Genomic DNA, 20,758 nt, shown 5'->3' on the forward strand with positions numbered 1-20,758 from the left:
GACAAGCTTAGTTCGCGGGATGCGCTCGCCCGCTCGTGCGGCGACGGTCTATGCCGTGATGACCTGCGCCGTGCCGATGCCCGCGTCGGGGCCCATCTCGTCGGCTATCCGATTCGCCTCCTCGATGAGGGTCGCGACGATGTCGGCTTCGGGCACCGTCTTGATGACCTGGCCCTTGACGAAGATCTGCCCCTTGCCGTTGCCGGATGCGACACCGAGGTCGGCCTCGCGCGCCTCACCGGGGCCGTTGACGACACAGCCCATGACGGCGACGCGCAGCGGCACGGTCATGTCCTTCAGGCCCTCGGTCACATTGTCGGCGAGGGTGTACACGTCGACCTGGGCGCGCCCGCACGAGGGGCACGACACGATCTCGAGCTTGCGCTCGCGCAGGTTCAGGGACTGCAGGATCTGGTGTCCGACCTTGACCTCTTCGGCGGGCGGGGCCGAGAGCGAGACGCGGATGGTGTCGCCAATACCCTCGCCGAGAAGGATGCCGAAGGCCGTCGCCGACTTGATGGTGCCCTGGAATGCGGGCCCGGCCTCGGTCACGCCCAGGTGCAGCGGCCAGTCCCCCATCTGCGCGAGCAGTCGGTAGGCCTGCACCATGATGACGGGATCGTTGTGCTTGACCGAGATCTTGAAGTCGTGGAAGTCGTGCTCCTCGAAGAGCGAGGCCTCCCACCGCGCGCTCTCGGCGAGCGCCTCGGGCGTGGCCTTGCCGTACTTCTCCAGCAGCCGCGGATCGAGCGATCCGGCGTTCACGCCGATGCGCAGCGACACGCCCGCGGCCTTCGCGGCGGCCGCAATCGCACCCACCTGGTCGTCGAACTTGCGGATGTTGCCCGGGTTGACCCGCACGGCGGCGCATCCCGCGTCGATCGCCTGGAAGACGTACTTCGGCTGGAAGTGGATGTCGGCGATCACCGGGATCTGGCTCTTCGCCGCGATGATGTGCAGCACGTCGGCGTCGTCCTGCGAGGGCACGGCGACGCGCACGATCTCGCAGCCGGACGCCGTGAGCTCGGCGATCTGCTGCAGCGTCGCGTTGATGTTGGTCGTCGGCGTCGTCGTCATGGACTGCACGCTGACGGGCGCGTCACCACCGACGAGCACCTTGCCGACCTTGATCTGACGGCTCTTGCGACGCGGGGCGAGGGTGTGAGGGACCTTCGGCATCCCGATGTTCACGGCTGGCACGTCCTCCAGCCTACGCGCTGGCACCCCGACGGGGCCCGCGCGCCGCCGCTTCGGAGGATCGAGGGTGCTCGGGATGCCGGGGGTCGCCGTGATATCGTGACGCCATGTTCGCGACGCTCACCTGGTGGCCCGCCTCCTAGGCGGCGAGTTCGAACAGCACGAATCCAGACCGCCCGCCGGGGCGGTCTTTTCGTTTGCGAGACCACCGCGCGGGCCACGACCACGTGAGGACCCTGATGACCACCCCGCGACCGCGCACGAGCGCCGACGGCCATGCCCTCATCGAGCGGCTGCGCGCAGATCCCGAGGCCCCGCTCGTGCTGATCGCGCGCGAGGGCGGCGATGTCGAGGTGATGACCGGCGACGTGGTCGATGTGTCCGAGCTCGCCGACATCCCCCTGCACTCCGGGTCGGGTGCTCCGCAGGAGGTTTTTGCTCTCGTGCCGTTCCGGCAGGTTCGCGAGCGCGGATTCGCCTGCCACGACGATGGAGCCCCGCTGCGCTGCGTGATCGTCGGCGAGCGCGCCGTGCTCGCGCGGGATGCCGCCATCAACCGGCTTCCCTCCGAGCCGGTCGCGCTCGCGGACGCCGGCTTCGACATCGACGACGACGAGTATGCCGCGATCGTGCGACGGGTCATCTCCGACGAGATCGGTCGTGGTGAAGGAGCCAACTTCGTCATCCGACGCGATTTCACCGCGGCCGTCGACGCCGATCCGCGCGAAGCCGCCCTGACCTGGTTCCGCGCCCTGCTCCAGCAGGAGCGCGGCGCCTACTGGACCTTCGCCGTCCTGACCCCCGGCCACGTCGCCGTCGGCGCGAGCCCCGAAGCGCACGTCAGCGCGCGCGCGGGCGTCGTGACGATGAACCCCATCTCCGGCACTTTCCGCCACCCCCGCGGCGGCGCCACCGCCGAGACCCTCAGCGCCTTCCTCGAGAACACCAAGGAGACGGAGGAGTTGTTCATGGTGGTCGACGAGGAGCTGAAGATGATGAGCGCGGTGTGCTCCGACGGCGGGCGCATCACCGGGCCTCACCTCAAGGAGATGTCGCGCCTCACGCACACCGAGTACATGCTGCGCGGACGCAGCACGCTCGATCCGCGCGACATCCTGCGCGAGACGATGTTCGCCCCCACCGTCACGGGATCGCCCATGCAGAACGCGTGCGCCGTCATCCGCCGCCACGAGCGCGCCCCGCGCGGCTACTATTCGGGTGTCGCCGCCCTCTTCTCGCCGGCGACCGACATCGCCGGGGCACAGACCCACGACCTCGACGCCCCCATCCTCATCCGCACCGCCTACATCGAGGACGGTCGCCTCCGCGTGCCCGTCGGCGCCACGCTCGTGCGCCATTCCGATCCGGACGGGGAGGTCGGTGAGACCCACGGCAAGGCTGCGGGCGTGCTGGGTGCGATCGGTGCCGTCGAGCGCGACGAGCCGGTCATCGATCCGGACGCACCCACCGCCGAACGCCCCGCGCTCGCCGATGACCCCGACATCGCCGCTCTGCTGGCCTCCCGCAACTCGCGGCTGGCTCCCTTCTGGATGAATCCCCAGCATTCGGGCGTGCACGGCCCGTTCGCGGGACACCGCGCGCTTGTCATCGATGCCGAGGACCGTTTCACGACGATGCTCGCCCACCAGCTGCGCCATCTGGGCCTGGACACCCGCATCGTCGCGTGGGACGCGGTGACGGATGACGACATCCATGCCGCCGAACTGCTGGTCTCGGGCCCGGGGCCCGGCGATCCCCTCGATGCGACAAGCGCCCGCATGCGTCGCCTTCGCGAGGTCGTCGGTGCGCGACGCGCGTCGGGCCGCGCGTTGCTGGCCGTGTGTCTCAGCCACCAGATCCTGGCGGCCGAGCTCGGCATCCCCCTCGCCCCGCTCTCGCGCCCGCATCAGGGGCTGCAGCTGCGTGTCGGCATCTTCGGGCAGGACGCCTCGATCGGCTTCTACAACACCTTCACCGCGCGAGTGGCCCCAGGGACGCGCCGCGTCGGGGATGCGGAGGTCGCCGCCGACGAGGTCTCGGGAGATGTGTACGCGCTGCGGGGTCCGGGATTCGCTTCGGTGCAGGGACACCTCGAGTCGATCCTGTCGCGCGATGGCATCGAGACTCTCGAATGCCTCGTCGCGCACGCCCTCACCCCCGTCGACGCCTGAGCCCGGCCTCACCCCCGACGCCCGCTCCCGCTCGGGCGCTCGTTGCCGCTCAACACCATCCCTCGGGCGTTCGGGCGTCCCCCTCGGGCGTTCGGGCGTCCCCCTCGGGCGTCGGGCGTCCCCTTCGGGCGTCGGGCGTCTCCCTCGGGCGTTGGGGCGTCTCCCTCGGGCGTTGGGGCGTCGAAATCACGTTGGGGCGCGCTGCTGCACGCCCCAACGTCGTTCTGACGCCCCAACGCCAGAATCTATGCGCCCGCACGCCACAGACAGCGGAGGCGGCCCCGGCCTCAGAGCAGCTGGACCGGGTTGAAGAGGTCGGCGATGATCAGCAGCGCCCCCATGCCGATCAGCAGGACGACGACGACGAACGTCACAGGCACGAGCCGCGTCGCGTCGACGGGCTTGGGGGCGGGGCGACGGAAGACCTTCGCCCACGCGCGTTTGGCGCCCTCCCAGAGCGCGACGATGATGTGCCCGCCATCGAGCGGCAGCAGAGGGATCAGATTGAAGACGAACAGCGCCACATTCAGCGAGGCCAGCAGCCCGACGATCGCCGCCACGCGGTTGAGCACCGGCGCGTCCGCGACGGCGACATCCCCCGCCAGGCGCCCCACACCGACGACGCTGAGCGGCCCGTCCGGGTCCCGCTCGGCGCCGGTGAACAGACCGGCGGCGGTGTCGTAGAGCTTGACGGGCAGCTGCACGATGATCTCGGCCACGGCGCCCACGTTCGCGAACGCCGCCTCAGGCCCCGCCCAGATGGGCTGCGGCTCGAACTCGGACGTCGGCGCGAAGCCCACGAAGCCGACCTCGACGGTCTCGGGCGCACCGTCGGGGCCCACCACCGGCATCCCCGCGTCGTCGTACACGGGCCGCTCGGCCAGCAGCGGAGTGACCGTCAGCGTCTGCTCGGCGCCGTCTCGTTCGATGAGGAAGGAGAGGGGGATGCCGGGGCTGTCGCGGATGATCGCCGAGATCTCGTCGAAGCTCGACACCGCCACGCCATCGATCGCGAGGATCTCATCTGACGGGAGCAGGCCCGCGGCCGCGGCGGGACTGGCGGGATCCCCCGGCGCGCACTCGGTCTGGGCGGATCCGGCGGGCACCACGCACTCGTTGACCGTGGCGACGGTGGTCGACGCCGTCTGCACGCCGATCCCCGTGAAGAGGATCGCGAACAGGACGATCGCCAGCAGCAGGTTCATGAGCGGACCGCCCAGCATGACGATGACGCGCTTCCACACCGGAAGCCGGTAGAAGACGCGGTCGTCGGCGGCGCCCTGCATCGTGTCGTCGTTGGCGGTGCGGGCGTCCTGCACCATGGTCGCGAAGAACCCGCCACCCGCTCGTCCGTTGCGCGGCGGCGCGCCCTGGGCCGCGAGGCGCTCGGCGGGGGTGGGCGGATACATGCCGGCCATCGAGATGTACCCGCCGAGCGGCAGAGCCTTGAACCCGTACTCGGTCTCGCCGAACCGGCGCGACCAGAGGGTCGGCCCGAATCCGATCATGTACTGACCGACGCGCACCCCGAACTTCTTGGCCGGCACGAGGTGTCCGATCTCGTGGAGCGCGATCGACACGGCCAGGCCCACCACGATGATGAGGATGCCGAGGATGTAGGCGAGCACGGTCGTCACACGCACACGCTACCCCCGCTTTGCTTTGCGGTTGCCGGGAGCGCGGGTGCCGGTTCGCGCGCACCGACCCTCCATTTCTGCAGCGAACCCACATCCGACGGATGGTGGCTCGCTGCAGAAATGTCGTCTCGCCCCGAGCCGAGCGCGAGACCCCGGGTAAATTGATGTCCGTACGCCCGCGCCCCGTCCGCGGGCGAACCCGATCGTCCCGAGGAGCCGCTGTGACCGCACGCCAGCTGCGCGCACTGCGCGGTGCCGGCGCTGCCGCGACGGCAGTCCTGCTGGCAGCGGTCTCGCACACGGTCGGCGGCGGCAGCGCTCCCGACGCCCTCGTGATCGCGGCCGTCGCCGTGCTGGTCTGGCCGCTGTGCACGCTGATCGTGGGCCGTCGCCTCGGTCCGCTCGGCCTGGCGATCGCCGTGCTCGTCGCGCAGGGCGCGCTGCACGCGGCGTTCGCCGCGACCTCGGGCTGGACGCCGCTGCACGCCGGCGGCGGGCACGAGCACGGGCTGACAGCATCCACCATCGCCACCGTGTCGGAGCCCGTCAGCGCTGCCGGGACGCCCATGCTGGCGGCGCACCTCGTCGCCGCGGCCGCCGCCTTCGTGCTGCTGCGCCACGGGGAGTACGCCGTCCGCGCGATCGCACGCTGGGTCGTGCGGCTGGCGCTGCGCGCGGGCCCGGCAGCACCGTTCCCGCCCGTCTTCCGCCGTCTGGAGCCGCGCCCCCTCACCCCCCGCCGACGCCGGTGCCCCCAGCTCGCCCGCCTCTCTCGGCGCGGCCCCCCGACTCTCCCCGGCGACCTCAGCGTCGCGTGACCCGCCCCCGACCATCCGGTCGGGGGTCGACCACGAATGCACCGGACACGGCGCCGCCGACCGGTGAAACCAGAGAGAGAACAGCAATGACGACCATCACCAACCCCACGCCCCGCGCAGCCGCCCGCCGTCGGGCGCTCACAAGGATCGGCATCGGTACCGCCGTGGCCGCAGGCCTCGTGTTCGCAGCTCCCCTGGCCGCGCAGGCCCACGTCACCGTTACCCCGAACGTTGCTGCGACGGCCGGCGGCTCGGGAGTGTTGACCTTCGCTTTCCAGCACGCCTGCGAAGGGTCAGCGACGACGGCTCTCGAAATCGACGTTCCGGACGGGATCGCATCGGCTTATCCGACCGCGCTCGCCGGCTGGAGAGTCGACGTGCAGCGCGACGGTGAGGACGGGCCGGTGTCGCAGATCGTCTATACGGCCGACGAGCCCCACCCGGACGGCATCCGCGCCGCGGTGGAAGTGGCGGTCCAGTACTCTACGGACACCGGCGGAGAGACGCTGGCCTTCCCTGTGAATCAGGTCTGCGAGGACGGGAACATCGACTGGAGCCAGATCGCGGAGGACGGCGAGGACCCGCACGACCTGGACTCCCCCGCTCCCACGGTGACGGTCGCCGAGGCCGCCGAGGACGGTGGGGATCACCACTCGGGCGGCACCGAGGAGGCGACCGGGCAGACGACCGCGGACGACACCTCACCCCTGCCGATCGTGCTCGGCGCGGGCGGCCTCGTGCTGGGCGCGGGTGCGCTCGTCGTCGCGCTCCTCGCCCTGCGCCGTCGCGCCTGAGGGCACGGGGATGCTGCGCGCACGACGCGCGCGGCATCCCCGTCGCACCCGGCTCGGCCGGGGCGGTCTGGTTGAATGGGAGCGCCATGCCGACCCCCACGCCTGACTCCCCCACGACGCCCGCGCCGCGCCTGCCACCCGTGCTGCGCCCCGAGCGTCCCCCCGTTCGCCGTCTCACCGATCTGGCTGCCCGATTCGGCGACGAGACCACCGGCGATGCGGACGGCATCGAGCTGCGTGGGATCACGCTCGCGACGTCCGACCTGCGCGCGGGCGAGGCCTTCGTCGCCATCCGCGGCGTGAACCGGCACGGCGCCGAACTCGCGTCGCAGGCCGCGGAGAAGGGCGCCGTCGCCCTCATCACCGATGCAGAGGGTGCAGCGCTGGCGCACGACGCGACGATACCGATCGTGATCGTCGGCGATCCGCGGGCCCTGCTCGGTGAGCTGTCGGCGTGGGTATACGGCACGGGTCCGGGCGACGATCTCCCTCTCCTTCTGGGCACGACCGGCACCAACGGCAAGACGAGCACGTCGCACATCCTCGGCGGGCTGCTCGAGCAGCTGGGCGTGACGACGGGGCTGAGCTCGACGGCCGAGCGCCACATCGCCGGGCAGGTGATCGTGTCGCGCCTGACGACGCCCGAGGCCTCGGAGTTCCACGCGCTGCTGGCGCTCATGCGTGAGCGCGACGTCGAGGCGGTCGCCGTCGAGGTCAGCGCGCAGGCCCTCAGCCGTCACCGCGTGGACGGGCTGATGTTCGACGTCGCCGCTTTCACCAACCTCAGCCACGACCACCTCGACGACTACGCCGATATGCGCGAGTACCTCGAGGCGAAACTGCCGCTCTTCCAGCCGGACCGCGCGCGTCGCGGCGTCGTGTCCCTCGATTCGGTGGCGGGCGCCGAGGTGGTGCGCAGCGCCGGCATCCCCGTCGTCACGATCGGCACACCCGCCATCGCCGATGACGCGGCGGCCGCGGCCGCCGCCGACTGGGTCGTCGAGATCCACGAGGAGAGCCAGTCCGGAACCTCGTTCACCCTGCGCGGGCCGGCGGGGGCGCTCACGACGACCGTGCCCGTCATCGGTCCGCACATGGCGGCGAACGCGGGTCTGGCGATCGTCATGCTGCTCGAAGCCGGCTACACGTGGCCGCGGATCGCCGACGCGCTCGCCCGCGACGGCGCCATCCGGGCGTACCTGCCCGGACGCACGGAACGCGTGTCCGGCGAGCGCGGACCCGCGGTGTACGTCGACTTCGGCCACTCACCCGATGCGTTCGAGAAGACGCTCGCGGCCGTGCGCCGTGTCACGCCGGGTCGCGTCCTCATGCTCTTCGGCGCCGACGGCGACCGCGACGCGACGAAACGCCACGACATGGGGCGCACCGCGGTCCAGGGCAGCGACATCCTCGTGGTCACCGATCACCACCCCCGCTTCGAGAACCCGGACTCCATCCGCGCGACTCTGATCGAGGGTGCGCGTCGGGCACGCCCGGATGCCGTCATCCACGAGTTCTCCCCTCCCGAGCGAGCGATCGTCGAGGCGGTCGGAATGGTCGGCGAGGGCGACGCGATCCTGTGGGCGGGCCCCGGTCACCAGGACTACCGCGACATCCGCGGTGTGCGCACCCCGTACTCGGCCCGTGAGCTGGCCCGCCGGGCGCTGCGAGACGCGGGCTGGCCGGTACCCGATCCGCACTGGCCGGTACCGTATCCCGACGAGGCCTGAGGTCTGCGGAAGGGCGACGTGCCGTCAGGCCGCAGCGATTGCCCGATCCGCCGCAGCGCGCGCCCACTCCTCGGCCGCGGACAGTGATTCGCGGGTGAGCGCGGCGGGGGCCTCGTGGTCGTCGACGACGCGCGCGACCGTCTCGACGATGCCCGGAAACGACAGCCGCCCCTCGTGGAACGCGTCGACGGCCTGCTCGTTCGCGGCGTTGAACACGGCGGGATAGGTGCCGCCCGCGCGTCCGACCCGCTTGGCCAGAGCCACCGCCGGGAAGGCTTCCTCGTCGAGCGGCTCGAACGTCCACGACGAGGCGGTCCGCCAGTCGAGGGGACGCCCCACTCCCCCCACGCGGCGGGGCCAGTCCAGGCCGAGCGAGATCGGCAGCCGCATGTCGGGCGGCGACGCCTGGGCGATCGTGGAACCGTCGACGAACTCCACCATCGAATGCACGATCGACTGCGGGTGCACCACGACGTGGATGTCGGCGTACTCGACGCCGAAGAGCAGGTGAGCCTCGATCACCTCGAGGCCCTTGTTGACAAGGGTCGCCGAGTTCGTCGTCACGACCCGACCCATGTCCCACGTGGGGTGCGCCAGGGCCTGCGCGGGTGTCACGCCCGCCAGATCGTCCCGTGAGCGCCCGCGGAAAGGACCACCGGATGCCGTCAGCACGAGCCGGGCGACCTCGTGACGTTCGCCCGAGCGCAGACACTGAGCGATCGCCGAATGCTCGGAGTCGACGGGCACGATCTGCCCGGGCGCCGCGAGCGCCGTGACGAGGTCGCCTCCCACGATGAGGGACTCCTTGTTCGCGAGTGCGAGCGTCGCGCCGACCTCGAGCGCGGCGAGCGTCGGCCCGAGGCCCACGGAGCCCGTGATCCCGTTCAGCACCACGTCGCATGCAACGTCCCGCACGAGCTGCTCGGCCTCGAGCGCCCCGAGAGCGATGTGATCGACGTGGAGCAGATCCGCCTGCGCGGACACACCCGCACGGTCACTGCCGGCTGCGAGCCCGACGACCTCGAATCGGTCGGGGTTGGCTCGGATCACCTCGATCGCCTGGGTGCCGATCGAACCGGTGGAGCCGAGGATGATGACGCGTCGCACCCCGCCAGCCTAGGCTCGCACGGGCCCCGTCGGTGTCAGGCGGCGAGATGCTGGGTCGCGAGGATGTCGACGACGAAGACGAGGGTCTCGTCCTGCAACTCGTGGCCCTCGGACGCGCCGTACCCGAACTCGGGCGGGATCACGACGACGACCTGCGAACCGACGGCCTGGCCCTCGAGCGCCTGACGGAAGCCGTCGACGACACCGGACGTGGAGAAGCTCGCGGGCGCCCCGCGCTCCCAGCTCGAGTCGAAGACCGAACCGTCCGACCAGGCGACGCCCGTGTACTGCACGAGCACGTTGTCGCCGGCCTCGACGATCGCGCCGTCGCCCTGCTTGAGCACCTCGAGCTGCACGTCGGTGGGCGCATCGCCCTCGGGCACGGTGATGCTGGGCTCGCCGTCCTCCCCGATCTCGACCGTCGGCATCCCGTCGACGGGCTCCTGCTCTTCACCCCAGGCTGCGGTCGGGGTCACCCCGATCACGTCGAGGATGTAGACCTCGGCCGCGACGGCGGCGGTCGTCTCGGTCGCCTCGGTCGGCGGGAAGGTCACGACCAGCCGCGAACCGACCGGAGCGCAGCCGAGGATCTGACCGAGGTTGGAGTCGGCGGTGACCGAGGAGGGCAGAACCTCGCCCTCCGCATAGCCGATGTCGCCGAGCCGATCGCCCGTGTCGGCCGAGAAGGCGCTCAGCGCGTACTGGACGAGATCGCCGTCTGCAAGCTCCTCGCCGTCGCCTTCGCTCACGACCGTGCGCTCGAGCTCGGTGACCTCCAGCCCCGCGTCGAAGCTCGCCGTCGACACCTCGCCGGGCTCGCCGTCGACGGTCACGGCCTCGGATGCCGCACCCGATGGGGCGGCGACCTCGCACAGATCGCCGGAGGCGGAACCGGACTCCTCGGGGTCGGCGGATCCCGAGCATCCGGCCAGCACGAGGGCGGAGAGGGCGAGTGCCGAGACGGCGGCGAGCGGGCGGATGCGCACGGATGTACCTCGATGTGTTCGCGGGGTGGAACCTCCATCCTGTCGGAATTTCCTTTGACGCGCCTGAACGCGGCGCCCACCCCGTCGACGCCGCTCCCCGGCACGGACGAGGAGCGCATGCCTCCGCGGCCATGCGCGCCGCGATACCCTCGAAGGATGACTGCCGCGGAGTCGCCGAAGCCCCCTGTCGATGCCGCGGAACCCGCGGCCGAACCCGCCCACGCCATGACCTGGACGTATGCCGTCGGGCGTTTTTTCATCGCCCCGCTCGCCCGAATGATCTACCGCCCGCACGTCGAGGGCCGTGACCTCGTGCCCCGCAAGGGCGCCGTGATCTTCGCGAGCAACCACCTCTCCTTCATCGATTCGATCGCGATCCCCGTGGCCGCGCCCCGCCCCGTGCACTTCCTCGCCAAGTCCTCGTACTTCGAAGGCACGGGCCTTGCGGGCTGGGCCAAGCGCGAGTTCTTCACCTCCATCGGAGCCATCCCGGTGCGCCGCGGCGCCGGCCAGGCGGCCTTGGATGCGCTCGATCAGCAACGACTGCTGCTCGAGGAGGGCAAGGCCGTGGCGCTGTACCCCGAGGGCACGCGGTCTCTGGATGGAAGGCTGTACAAGGGCCGCACCGGCGCCGCCTTCCTCGCGTTGCAGACGGGCGCCCCGGTCGTCCCCGTCGGACTCGTCGGCACGGACGAAGTGATGCCCGTCGGTGCGCGGATGCCGGTGCGCGGCAAGCGGATCACGGTTCGCTTCGGCGAGCCGATCGACGTCCGCGGGCACGGTGCGGCCACCTCTGGGCGCGCCCGTCGGGCCGCCACCGACGAGATCATGGCGGCGATCCACGCCCTCTCGGGGCAGGAGCTCGCGCACGAGTACAACGAGGCCCCCGCTCATGGCGCGGTCGAGCGCCTCAAGCAGGTCCTGCCTCACGAGCGGGTCTAGCGCGTCGCTATATGTGACATCACCGCGTTCCCGGCCTGCATGCCGGTCGCGGATATCACGATCCCGCCCACCCACCCAATCGGTGGACCGCGGCTCAGGCGGCTTTGGCAGCTTTCCTCTGGTCGGCGTCGAACGCGGTGGACATCGCACGGATTTCCTCCGTCGGAACGCCAAGCTCTAGAGCAAGGTCGCTCCAACCGTCGACAGCGGACGCAACCGACGCTGCGATCTCTGCGGCCTCCTCCCGTCGAAGCTGGAACGCGTCTGCGGCGTCCAGGAGATCCCGGATAACCCGCTCGCCATCTTTCGAATGAGGGAGCTTCGCTAGCCCAAGCTGGCCGGTATCAAGCCGCAGATTGGCTTTGGGGCGAGCGCCTGACGGCGCCGGGGCTGGTGGCGACACCGTTGAGGTATGCGATGTCCTCGTCCGTGGCCTCGTGAGCTTCGTAGCGGCGGGCCGCCGCGAGGATCCGCGGGAGCTCGTACATATCGGCAACACCGTCACCGGAGGATAGCCAGACGTCCGATCCGGGTTCCTTCATTCGGAGGGCGCCCATGCGGGTCATATCCGAGACGCCGAGCAGATAGTCGAACTCGCTGATACGGCCCGGCCGAACACCATCGTTCTTGGCTGCACGGGCGCGAGCGGCATGGATGATTGGCTGATCCCATTCGTCCGGTGACGCGTCGGCGAACGCCCCGAACAACGTGTTCGACTCTGGCGCCCATATGCGTCCCGGCTGCAAGGGAAGATCCGGCGATAACCCGTAGCCTGTCGACAGGTAGTCCGAGTCGTATTCGAACGATGACGACGCCAGCACTCCGCCACTGAATGATGGCCGAAGTACTCCGACAAGCCGGGACGGCTCTGTCTCTCCGAGGTAGACCTCGACCTCTCTCACAGCTGGCCGCCCGAACCGATGATGTCGTCCATTCGCGCGCGTGCAGAGCTGCTGTTGTGCGGGCTGGTTGCGCGCACGACCGTGTCAGCGATACCTAGAGCGCCGAGTACAGCGAACAGGCTGTCGATACGGACGGCACCAGTCCCTTCCTCGAGGTGTTTCAGAGTTTCCCTTGTGACGGCGGCGCGTTCGGAAAGTGCGACGGCGCTGAGGCCATTGAGTTTGCGCCATCGACGGACGTTTGCTCCAAGTTCCCGGAGCTCGCGCTCGCGCTTCACTGAACGTCGCTGAACCACCTGACGGCCTTTCTGCCAGTTATTCCTTTCAATATGGCTTCCTTCTGCAAGGTTTATCTAGCAGATCCTGGCAAGAATCGCTCGGTCGCACTCATCGCGTCCTACGACTCATGGGTCAAGTTCCTCGACGTTTCCCACGACCGCGATCTCGGGCTCGTGCCGCACGGGGAAGTTCACCGAGTTCGCGATGAAGCACCACTCGTGTGCCTGCGCGTGCGCCCGGGTGGCGGCATCCACCATGCTCGTCTCGGCGACGACCACGCGGGGCCGCAGCACGACCTCCGTGAAGGCGCCGCCTCCGCGGCCGTCGAGCACCATCGTTCCGCTCGCGTCGTCCGTGTAGCCCACGACGACGACGCCCTCGGTGACGCACGCGTGCAGGTAGCTGAGCAGGTGGCACTCCGAGAGGGCGGCGAGCAGGAGATCCTCGGGATTCCAGCGCGAGGCGTCGCCCCGAAACGGCCGATCCGCCGAGGCCGGGAGGGCCGGCTTGCCCTCGACCTCGAGGGTGACATCACGGGCGTAGTCGCGGTAGCCGCTGGTGCCCGTGCCGCGGTCTCCCGTCCACGTGGCCCGGACCCGGTAATGATGCGCGTCGTGCATGTGCCCAGTGTGCCAGGCGGCCGGGTCCGCGACGCGTCTAGGCTGGGTCGGTGCTGAACACCTTCACCGTCGACGCCGCTGCCGAGCTCGCCGTGGTCGAGCGCGGCGGATTCATCGAGTCCCGCCACGCGGGCAGCGCGATCGTGCTGGCCCCCGACGGCACCGTGCGTGCGCGCCTCGGCGACCCGGACGCCCTGATCCTCCCGCGCTCGAGCCTCAAGCCGCTGCAGGCCGTGGGGATGCTGACCGCCGGCGCCGCATTGGAGGGTGAGCACCTGGGCCTCGCCACCGCCAGCCACTCCGGCACCGATGCGCATGTGCGGGTCGTGCGCGAGATCCTCGCGAACGCCGGTCTTGACGAGGGGGCGCTCGCATGTCCGGCGTCCGCGCCCGGCGACGGTTCCACGCGCGACGAGGCGATCCGAGCGGGAGCCGCGCCCGTCGCCGTGAGGCACAACTGCTCGGGCAAGCACGCCGCGATGCTGCTCACCTGCACGGCGAACGGGTGGTCGCCCGCCGGGTACACGGACCCCGCACACCCGCTGCAGGCGCATCTGCGCGAGGTCATCGAGCGGCTCACGGGCGAGAAGGTGCGCGCGAGCGTGATCGATGGATGCGGCGCGCCCGTACATGCGCTGACCCTCGCGGGCCTGGCCCGGGGCATCCAGCGCGTGGGGACGTCCTCCGAGCGTTCGCCGTTCGCACTGCACCGGCACGCCGGGGCTGTGCGCCGCGCGGTCCTCGCCCACCCGTGGACGATCGCCGGCCCGGGCTGGAGCGACACCGTCCTCGCCGAGCGCGCCGGAGTCTTCGCCAAGCTGGGCGCGGAGGGGGTGCAGGTGGCCGCGGCTCCCGATGGCACCACCGTGGCGCTGAAGATGCTCGATGGATCGCCGCGCGCCGCGGCGATCGTCGCGGTGCGCCTGCTGATCGAGGCGGGTGCCCTGGATGCGTCGGTCGAGTCGGCGGTCGCTCCGGCGCTGCACCTCGATGTGCCCGGCGGTGCCGGGATCGTCGGCGCGATACGACCCACCGCCACCATCCGCTGAGCGGCCCGGTGCTGCGGGGCTCAGCCGAGGGTCACGCGAGCCCGCCGTCGATCGAACGGCTGTAGTCGGCGGGATCGTCGGGGACGAGAACCGGGGTGTCGCGGTTGAGGCTCTCGCCGCGGAAGAACGGCTTCGACCGGGGGAAGGCCCACCACAGCAGCATGAGGACGACGCCGAGGGCGAGGGCGCCGATGCCGACGACGAAGGTGCCGCCCACGCCCAGCAGGACGGTGTAGCCGTAGTCGACGTCGTACATGTCGATCGCCGACTTCACGAAGGCGAACGCGAGCATGAGCGCCCCGAGCAGAGGCAGCAGCCCCTTGAACACGAAGTCGCGCGCCGAGGTGAGCAGGTCGCGGCGGAAGTACCAGACGCATGCGAATCCCGTGATCGCGTAGTAGAAGGCGATCGCGAGGCCGAGCGAGAGGATCGAGTCCTGCAGGATGTTGTCGCTGATCAGCGTCATGCCGATGTAGTAGACCGACGCGACGACTCCCATCACGATCGTCGAGAACGACGGTGTGCGGTAACGCGGGTGCACGGTCATGAAACGCTTGGGCAGCGCCTTGTACGCGGCCATCGACAGGGTGCCGCGCGCGGTGGGCAGAATCGTCGTCTGCGTCGACGAGACCGCCGAGATCAGCACGGCGACGACGAGCACCCAGCCGAAGGGACCGAGGAGCCCGTCCTTGATCGCGAGGAACACGTCGTCGGCGTTCGCCTCGTTGCCGAGGCCGGTGCCGCTCTCGCCCAGGCCCGCGTACATCATCGCGGCGACCGTGACTCCGACGTAGGTGACGAGCAGGATGACGGTGGTCAGCAGGGCGGCGAGCCCCGGGATGCGTTTCGGATCACGGGTCTCCTCGTTCAGCGCCAGGCACGTGTCCCAGCCCCAGTAGATGAACAGCGCGAGCAGCACGGCCTCGGTGAAGCCGTCGAAGTCGGTGAACACGAAGGGGTTGAACCACTCCGCCGAGATCGGCGTCGCACCCGGGGCGGTGCCCGCGAAGTAGTGCGAGAGCGCGGCGATCACGAACACGGCCAGCGCGAGGTACTGGATGGCCAGCAGCACGTTCTGGATGCGCTCGCCGATCTCCACTCCGCGCCAGCTCACCCAGGTCATGGCCGCGATGAACACGACACCGGTCGCCGTGACCAGCAGCACGTTCTCGGACAGCGACCCGTCGCCGATGAGGGCCCACAGATAGATGCCCGCGATCTGCGCGAGATTGGCGAGCACGACCATGCCCGCCACCGCGACGCCCCATCCGCCGAGCCAGCCCACCACGGGGCCGAACGCCTTCGTGCCCCACGTGAAGGTCGTACCGCAGTCGGGCACGGCGCGGTTGAGCTCGCGGTAGGCGAACGCGATGAACAGCATCGGCACGAAGGCGACGATGAAGGCGATGGGGGCCTGCGCCCCGACCGCCAGGACGACGAACCCGAGTGTCGCGACGAGCGAGTAGACGGGCGCGGTCGAGGCCAGACCGATCACGGTCGACCCCCAGAGCCCGAGTGTGCCGGCGGCGAGCCCCTTGCCCTGTGCACGGGACAGATCGACGGGTGTGGGTGCGGTCATCTGCTCACAATGTCCGACCGGGGCCGCCCACCGCAAGCATCGGATTCACCACGTCGCGCGCCGGCCTCATTCCCGTCCCGGCTCCGGCACGAGCAGGACCCGGACCGGCGACGCGCCGTCCGCGCACAGCCACGCCCTGCCCGCGCCCGGCCGCGCGTAGGGCGGGATCTCCCGCTCCCCCGCGAGCACCCTCAACTCGGTCGCGCACGCGGCGTCCACCACGAGCGGATGCTGCGCGCGCAGCGTCTGCAGCAGACTCCAGTGCACCTGCCAGGTCTCGCCGTCACCCACCAGGATCGTGGGCACCGCCTGTTCCGCCGCGGCGGTCGCGGCGGCAGGCGGGGTGAGGTCGGCGAGCGACAGGACCCGGACATCACTCCCCCAGGTCGCCCGCAGCCCGTCGACCACCTGGCCCGGGCGGCGCGCGATGACCATCGTCACCACGGCGGGTCGCCACGGCTCGGCGGTCTCGATCTCACGCTGTTCGACGACGGCCGGCGGCAGCGCGAACTGCACCTCGAGGCCGTCGAGCATGCCGCGCCCAGGAGACGGCCGGCTGACCGGAGCAGCCCCGGCAGATCCGAACCGATCCGGACGCGGCACCTGTCCGAGCACCGCACGTCGCGGCAGGATCTCGGCCAACCGGCCGAGCGCGCCCGTCAGACGCAGGGCGGTCAGCACCACGGGGCATCCCCCCTTCTCCGCATCGCGGATCAGATCCTCGAGGCGTCGCAGCACATCGTCGCCATGCTCTTGGGGCAGGCGTGCCAGCAGCAGGTCGATGTCATCGATCACCAGCATCCCCGGCGGGTGCACCGCGGCGCCGACGATCGTGTCCCACGCCGCCTCGGGATCGCGCGGGACGACGAGGGATCCGGGATGCTGCGCCGCGATGAGGGCGGCCACCCCCGTCCTGCCGCTGCCCGGACCCCCGACGATGACGATCCCGCCCTCGTGGGCGCCCAGTTCGGCGACAGTTCGCCGCTGACCCTCGGGATCATCCGCGAGCGCGAGCAGCGCCCCGCCCCGCCGCCGGTCGGCCACCGCGTCCCGGAGTTCGTCGAGCGAGACGCGCTCCGGCAGCGGAGGGAGCCAGGCGGCGCGCGGCGGAATCGCTCCCGTCCAACGCCGTGCGACGTCCGCGATGTCGGCGGGTGAGGTCAGGGCGATCCGCACACCCACGGGCGCGTCGTCGCCGGCACGCCGGACCAGGGCACGCCCGCGTCCGGCCGGACCGCCATCGATGCGGGCCGCGCCGTCGTCGCCGATCAGCGCGCGGCTCTCGCCCGCCTCGGCCACTCGCAGGACGATGCGCAGCGGGCAGTTGGCCAGGAGCGCATCGCGCACGACGCCCGAGGCTCTCTGCGTGCCGAGCACGAGGTGCATGCCCAGTGCGCGTCCGCGGGCGGCGACGTCCGAGAAGACCCGATGCAGGTCGGGGTGATCCCCGAGCAGCGCGGCGAACTCGTCGACGACGATGACCAGCCGCGGCAGCCCCTGATCCTGCCGGGCAAGCGACTCGCCGGCCTCCGCGATGTCCCGCAGTCCGTTCTGCGCGAGGGTCTGCTCGCGCCGGCGCATCTCCGCCCGCAGGCTCGCGATGGCCCGCAGAGCTCCCTCGCCGTCGAGGTCGGTGAGGACGCCGGTCACGTGCGGAAGACGCTCCAGCGCCTGGAAGGTCATCCCGCCCTTGAAATCGGCGAGCAGGAATGCGAGGCGCTCCGGCGGGTAGGCGGCGCTGAGCGCGGTGACCCAGGTCGTGAGCAGCTCGGATTTGCCGCTGCCGGTCGTGCCTGCCACCACCGCATGGGGGCCCTCACGCACGAGGTCGAGCCGCACTGGTCCGGACTCACCGAGTCCGATCGCGACGGAGAGTCCGCCCGGATCGCCGGCGCCGGCATCGGCGATCCGGGCCCACTGCACGGGCGCGCCCTGATCGTCTGTGCCGTAGAGGGCCGCCGCGCGCGCGGCGAGGGTCTCGGCGGCGACGCGAGCCTGCGCCGCGCTGACGGCCTCGACGCGCAGGTCGTCGACGACGACTGCTCCCCGCACCTGCGCGTCGTCGAAGCCGGACGCCTGCACGACCACCGCGCAGCGAGGATCGATGACAGCGTCCGGGGGCACCCACGCGAGCACGGCAGTGGCCTGCGCGGGAGCACGTGTTCCGGGCAGCTGCACCGCGATCGCGGGGATCGAATCGCCGGCCGGCCCGCGGTGGGGCAGCACATCGAGCCATTCCCATCCCGGTGCCGCCGTCCCCACGACCCGCAGCGCCCGGGGTCCGTGGATGAAGCACAGCTGCAGGAGGAGTGCGCGCAGCATCCCCTCGCCCAGAACCCTCGGGGCCTGCACGGCGACGCCCGAGCGCCAGGCCACGTCGACCGGCGCGCGCTCCAGCACGGCGGCACGCGCGCGCACCGCTTCGGCCCCTGGCCGGCCGAGCGCGGATCCGGAGATACGGAGATCGCTCGGCCGCGATCCTCTGCCGATGACCAGCCGATCCTGCCTGTCCGGGGATGGGCGCCACACCTCGTCGGGCCGGCCGGCCAGCCCCGCCACATCGGGATGCCGTCGATCCAGGTGCTCCCGTTCCTCATCATGGCGCCGGGTGACATCGCGCTCCAGGACATCGAGAGAATGCGCGTACTCGCGCTGCCCCTCGCGCCGATCGCGGCGCCGGGTGCGCACCTGATCGAGCAGTGTGGCGACCGCGATCACGGGGCCAAGCGCGGCGAACCAGAGCGCCAGCACCGAGCCGGTCACCGTCCACAACACGATGCCGCCCAGTACGGGCGCCAGCGAAGCAAGCACGGGCAACGAAAGCCGGGCACCCACCCCGGGCGGGACGGGCAGAGTCAGGGGGTCATCGGGCGGGCTCATCCGCCCAGTCAACGGGTGGTGCACGGCGGGGACCGCGCGCGTCACCCGGACCGGGGATCAGTCCTCGGGTGCGGCCGCTGGGGAGGAATCGTCTGCTGGCGAGCGCCTGGCAGGTCCGCGGCGAGCGGTGTCGGTGTCATCGTCGGGCTCTGCGCCGTGGCGCCCAGAGCGATGGACATCGACGACGATGATCGAGATGTTGTCGCGACCCCCGTTCTCGAGCGACGCCTGCAGCATCGCCTCGACGGCCCCGGCGGGATCGGCGTGCTCGAAGAGGAAGTGGCGGATGCCGTAGTCCGTGAGCTCCTTGGTCAGCCCATCGGAGCAGATGACGAACCGATCGCCGTCGAGCACGTCCAGGCGCACGTAGTCGGGCTGTACGCTCTCGCTCGGGCCGACCGCGCGGGTGATGACGTTGCCGTAGGGATGGTTCTCCGCCTCTTCCGGGCTCAGACGCCCGGCGGCCACGAGCTCTTGAACGACCGAGTGGTCGGTCGTGATCTGCACGAGCGACCCCTCGCGCAATAGGTACACGCGGGAGTCGCCGATGTTCAGAGTGACCCAGGTCGGCTCGGCAGCGCTGTTGTCGAGGAAGACGCCGGTGACCGTCGTCCCCGTGCCGTCGTCGGTGGCCTGCGGGTGGGCCACGATGTCTTTGACCGCGCGCGACAGGGCACGTTCGATGAGCTTGGGGGTCACCTTGCCCTCGTGGACCATGGCTCCCAGCCGGTCGACGGTGCTCGCGCTGGCGATCTCGCCGCCCAGGTGCCCGCCCATCCCGTCGGCGACGATGAAGAGGGGGAACGCGGTCAGGATCGCATCCTGGTTGAGATCGCGGCGCATGCCCTGGTGGGTGATCGCGGCCCACGCCAGCTGCAGGTGGTCCCCACCGGTCAGGGTGATCGTGCGAGCGTCTGCGGATGCTGCAGTGTCGGGCACGCGGTCACCCCTCTCATAGGTCTGCGACTCGGGTGCGGCGATCGGGCGCCGACCGCGCTCGGCACGGCGCGGCTTTCACATCTTAGTCGGAAGCCTCTGTTCGCTCTGGGCGAACGGTGGATGCTGCGAGTCGACGCGCCGGATCACCTCAGCCGGCGGCGGGGTCGGCCGGCAGCGGCAGCAGACGATCGATCTCGGCCAGGTCCTCCGCCGTGGGCGTCCAGGAGGTCGCCGCCGCGTTGGCACGCACCTGATCGGCGCTGGTGGCACCCGCGATGACACTGGAGAGCCCCCGCTGGGCGAGTAGCCAACCGAAGGTGGCCTCGAGCATGGTGATATCCCTGGCCTCGGCGAACGCACGATAGGCGTCGAGCGCATCCCACGGTGCCTGCTGCCACAGGTGCGGCCGCTGCCGCATGATGCGGCTCTCGACCGGACCGCCCTCGCGCGCGAATTTGCCCGTGAGCAGTCCGTTGTGCAGGGGGAAGAAGGGAAGGAATCCGACGCCGAACCGCTGCGCCGCGGGCAGCACCTCACGCTCGGCTGCCCGGGCGAGCAGGCTGTACTGATTCTGCGCCGACACGAACCGCTCGGTGCCGCGCGCGCGGGCGACGGCGTCCGCCTCGGCCAGCTGCCAGCCCGAGAGGTTGGAGTGCCCGATGTAGCGCACCTTTCCCTCGCGCACGAGTTCGGTGAGCGCTTCGAGGGTCTCCTCGATCGGGGTCCCGGGATCGGGTGTGTGCAGCTGATAGAGGTCGATCCATTCCGTCTGCAACCGACGCAGCGACGCCTCCACCGCACGCCGGACGTACGCGCGAGAGCCCTTCGATGCGCTCGAGTCGACGCCGCCGGGAATCTGCGCGTGGCCGAACTTCGTGGCGATCACGAACCTCTCGCGGCGCCCGCGGAGCGCGTGGCCCATCAGCTCTTCGGACAGACCCGGCCGCGCGCCGTAGACGTCCGCGGTATCGAGGAAGGTGACTCCCGCATCGAGCGCGGCATCCAGAACCTCGCGCGTGCCCTCGAGCTGCTCGGTGCGCGTGCCCGCCCTGCCGAAGTTGTTGCACCCCAGTCCGATCGCACTCACCATCAGTCCCGAGGCGCCCATACGGCGCTGTGGCATCTCCG

The 20,758-nt window shown here is 70.8% G+C and carries 17 protein-coding genes; 6 read left to right on the forward strand and 11 right to left on the reverse strand.

Translation table 11 applies throughout. From position 1 onward, the window contains the following. Positions 1-48 precede the first annotated feature (48 nt). Positions 49-1,179, reverse strand: coding sequence for a flavodoxin-dependent (E)-4-hydroxy-3-methylbut-2-enyl-diphosphate synthase (gene ispG, locus AB2L57_RS12675; RefSeq protein WP_409048626.1), 1,131 nt, complete (start codon positions 1,177-1,179; stop codon positions 49-51). Between the two features lie 257 nt (positions 1,180-1,436). Between ispG and AB2L57_RS12680 the strand changes: the two genes are divergently transcribed. Further along, positions 1,437-3,368 carry an anthranilate synthase family protein gene (locus tag AB2L57_RS12680; protein ID WP_409047252.1) on the forward strand — a complete coding sequence of 644 codons (1,932 nt, stop codon included), beginning with the start codon at positions 1,437-1,439 and terminating at the stop codon, positions 3,366-3,368. Between the two features lie 287 nt (positions 3,369-3,655). Here the strand turns inward: AB2L57_RS12680 and AB2L57_RS12685 are convergent, their stop codons facing one another. Beyond that, complete coding sequence (locus AB2L57_RS12685) at positions 3,656-5,005, reverse strand: M50 family metallopeptidase (RefSeq protein WP_409047253.1); 1,350 nt, start codon at positions 5,003-5,005, stop codon at positions 3,656-3,658. Between the two features lie 221 nt (positions 5,006-5,226). On the opposite strand from AB2L57_RS12685, the gene AB2L57_RS12690 reads away from it, so the two are divergent. The 3 genes from AB2L57_RS12690 to AB2L57_RS12700 all read left to right on the forward strand — a co-directional run bounded on the left by AB2L57_RS12690 (position 5,227) and on the right by AB2L57_RS12700 (position 8,347). Then, positions 5,227-5,823: a hypothetical protein gene (locus AB2L57_RS12690; protein ID WP_409047254.1), complete on the forward strand. Its 597-nt coding sequence runs from the start codon at positions 5,227-5,229 to the stop codon at positions 5,821-5,823. An 86-nt stretch (positions 5,824-5,909) separates the two neighbouring features. Then, positions 5,910-6,617: a YcnI family protein gene (locus AB2L57_RS12695; protein ID WP_409047255.1), complete on the forward strand. Its 708-nt coding sequence runs from the start codon at positions 5,910-5,912 to the stop codon at positions 6,615-6,617. 86 nt (positions 6,618-6,703) lie between these two features. Next, entirely contained in the window at positions 6,704-8,347 is a 1,644-nt protein-coding gene (locus AB2L57_RS12700) for a Mur ligase family protein (protein WP_292813070.1), read from the forward strand. Between the two features lie 24 nt (positions 8,348-8,371). Here the strand turns inward: AB2L57_RS12700 and AB2L57_RS12705 are convergent, their stop codons facing one another. Both AB2L57_RS12705 and AB2L57_RS12710 read right to left on the reverse strand, forming a co-directional pair. After that, positions 8,372-9,454, reverse strand: a complete 1,083-nt coding sequence (locus AB2L57_RS12705; protein WP_292813072.1) for a 1-deoxy-D-xylulose-5-phosphate reductoisomerase — start codon at positions 9,452-9,454, stop codon at positions 8,372-8,374. A 35-nt stretch (positions 9,455-9,489) separates the two neighbouring features. Beyond that, on the reverse strand, positions 9,490-10,440 hold the full coding sequence (locus AB2L57_RS12710; RefSeq protein ID WP_409047256.1) for an FKBP-type peptidyl-prolyl cis-trans isomerase: 951 nt from the start codon (positions 10,438-10,440) through the stop codon (positions 9,490-9,492). 156 nt (positions 10,441-10,596) lie between these two features. On the opposite strand from AB2L57_RS12710, the gene AB2L57_RS12715 reads away from it, so the two are divergent. Beyond that, a complete protein-coding gene (locus tag AB2L57_RS12715; RefSeq protein WP_292813081.1) occupies positions 10,597-11,382 on the forward strand; it encodes a 1-acyl-sn-glycerol-3-phosphate acyltransferase in 786 nt (261 codons plus the stop codon). Between the two features lie 344 nt (positions 11,383-11,726). Here the strand turns inward: AB2L57_RS12715 and AB2L57_RS12720 are convergent, their stop codons facing one another. The 3 genes from AB2L57_RS12720 to AB2L57_RS12730 form a co-directional block, all read right to left on the reverse strand. Next, positions 11,727-12,284 carry a HipA N-terminal domain-containing protein gene (locus AB2L57_RS12720; RefSeq protein WP_292813083.1) on the reverse strand — a complete coding sequence of 186 codons (558 nt, stop codon included), beginning with the start codon at positions 12,282-12,284 and terminating at the stop codon, positions 11,727-11,729. Further along, complete coding sequence (locus AB2L57_RS12725) at positions 12,281-12,562, reverse strand: helix-turn-helix domain-containing protein (RefSeq protein WP_409047257.1); 282 nt, start codon at positions 12,560-12,562, stop codon at positions 12,281-12,283. Before AB2L57_RS12725 ends, AB2L57_RS12720 begins: the two co-directional genes overlap by 4 nt. Positions 12,563-12,688: 126 nt before the next feature. Further along, positions 12,689-13,183, reverse strand: a complete 495-nt coding sequence (locus AB2L57_RS12730; protein ID WP_292813089.1) for an OsmC family protein — start codon at positions 13,181-13,183, stop codon at positions 12,689-12,691. Positions 13,184-13,233: 50 nt separating this feature from the next. Between AB2L57_RS12730 and AB2L57_RS12735 the strand changes: the two genes are divergently transcribed. Next, positions 13,234-14,232 carry an asparaginase gene (locus AB2L57_RS12735; RefSeq protein ID WP_292813091.1) on the forward strand — a complete coding sequence of 333 codons (999 nt, stop codon included), beginning with the start codon at positions 13,234-13,236 and terminating at the stop codon, positions 14,230-14,232. 31 nt (positions 14,233-14,263) lie between these two features. Here AB2L57_RS12735 and AB2L57_RS12740 read toward each other — a convergent pair whose 3' ends face one another. The 4 genes from AB2L57_RS12740 to AB2L57_RS12755 all read right to left on the reverse strand — a co-directional run bounded on the left by AB2L57_RS12740 (position 14,264) and on the right by AB2L57_RS12755 (position 20,753). After that, positions 14,264-15,811 (reverse strand): APC family permease, encoded by a 1,548-nt coding sequence (locus AB2L57_RS12740; RefSeq protein WP_292813093.1) that lies wholly within the window; start codon positions 15,809-15,811, stop codon positions 14,264-14,266. 66 nt (positions 15,812-15,877) lie between these two features. Beyond that, positions 15,878-18,691 carry an FtsK/SpoIIIE domain-containing protein gene (locus AB2L57_RS12745; protein WP_292813095.1) on the reverse strand — a complete coding sequence of 938 codons (2,814 nt, stop codon included), beginning with the start codon at positions 18,689-18,691 and terminating at the stop codon, positions 15,878-15,880. A 57-nt stretch (positions 18,692-18,748) separates the two neighbouring features. Next, positions 18,749-19,630: a PP2C family serine/threonine-protein phosphatase gene (locus tag AB2L57_RS12750; RefSeq protein ID WP_292813096.1), complete on the reverse strand. Its 882-nt coding sequence runs from the start codon at positions 19,628-19,630 to the stop codon at positions 18,749-18,751. Between the two features lie 148 nt (positions 19,631-19,778). After that, positions 19,779-20,753, reverse strand: coding sequence for an aldo/keto reductase (locus AB2L57_RS12755; protein ID WP_409048627.1), 975 nt, complete (start codon positions 20,751-20,753; stop codon positions 19,779-19,781). Positions 20,754-20,758 lie beyond the last annotated feature (5 nt).

The organism is Microbacterium sp. HA-8, from assembly GCF_046111165.1.
In the GTDB taxonomy this organism is placed as follows: domain Bacteria; phylum Actinomycetota; class Actinomycetes; order Actinomycetales; family Microbacteriaceae; genus Microbacterium.